The following is a 731-nucleotide window of genomic DNA, read 5'->3' as shown; positions in this document are numbered from 1 at the left end:
GTCAAAGATGCGCTGTTAGCTTCTCGGCCACACGCGCAGTTTCGGTTTGATTTGAAAAAAGAAAAAACCGAAATTTCGAAAGAAACGTTTTCAGATTTTTTTTTTTGCGGCGCAATTCATTCACAGATTTTGCTGTCGCTACAGAACTCGATTTCGATTAGCCTTAGAAAAACGAATTTCCAACGGCAAATTTGTTTTTGACTCGGGAAACGTGGCTGGAAGCTAACGCTTCGCGCATCTTGGCTGTCGCGGCGATTCGGAGATTGTTATCTCCGGCGAACGAAAGATAACAAAACTGATGGATTTTTCTAGCTTGAAAAAGCTGAAAAATCCACAGTTTTGTTGCTCTGGAAAAAGCACTTTCTTTTACCTGAAACCAGCGATAGAGCAAGATGCGCTGTTAGCCGACGTTCTTATCTTTTTTATATACAACCTGTAATAATATTTCCCATAACAAAACCGAAATTAGAGCATTCCCAAATATAACTGTCATAATATTGTAGGCATCATAGTTTTCAAACCAACGCTGATCCGCAATTTTAAAGGCCAAGAATAATGCGAAGTATCCTATGCATATACCACAGATAAAATTAAAGAGAGAACCTTTTTTCAGTACAATAAATGCGGCTAATGTATTTACAATACTAAAAAATACCCCTGCGGATAACAGTAAACTATCAATACCAAAAACTCTGTTTGATGCGTAATCTGAGATCCAAATATTAATTCCG

2 protein-coding genes are annotated in these 731 nt (G+C 37.8%); one reads left to right on the top strand and one right to left on the bottom strand.

The window, feature by feature from the left end; genetic code table 11:
• On the top strand, positions 1-201 hold a 201-nt coding region (locus tag HZF10_RS17955; RefSeq protein WP_217703407.1), incomplete at its 5' end, for a hypothetical protein.
• Between the two features lie 199 nt (positions 202-400).
• Here HZF10_RS17955 and HZF10_RS17645 read toward each other — a convergent pair.
• On the bottom strand, positions 401-731 hold a 331-nt coding region (locus tag HZF10_RS17645; protein ID WP_176007565.1), incomplete at its 5' end, for a hypothetical protein.

The organism is Flavobacterium agri (assembly GCF_013401995.1).
In the GTDB taxonomy this organism is placed as follows: domain Bacteria; phylum Bacteroidota; class Bacteroidia; order Flavobacteriales; family Flavobacteriaceae; genus Flavobacterium; species Flavobacterium agri.
Note: the sequence above shows the minus strand (reverse complement) of the source record. Positions and strands in the feature narration are given on the sequence as shown.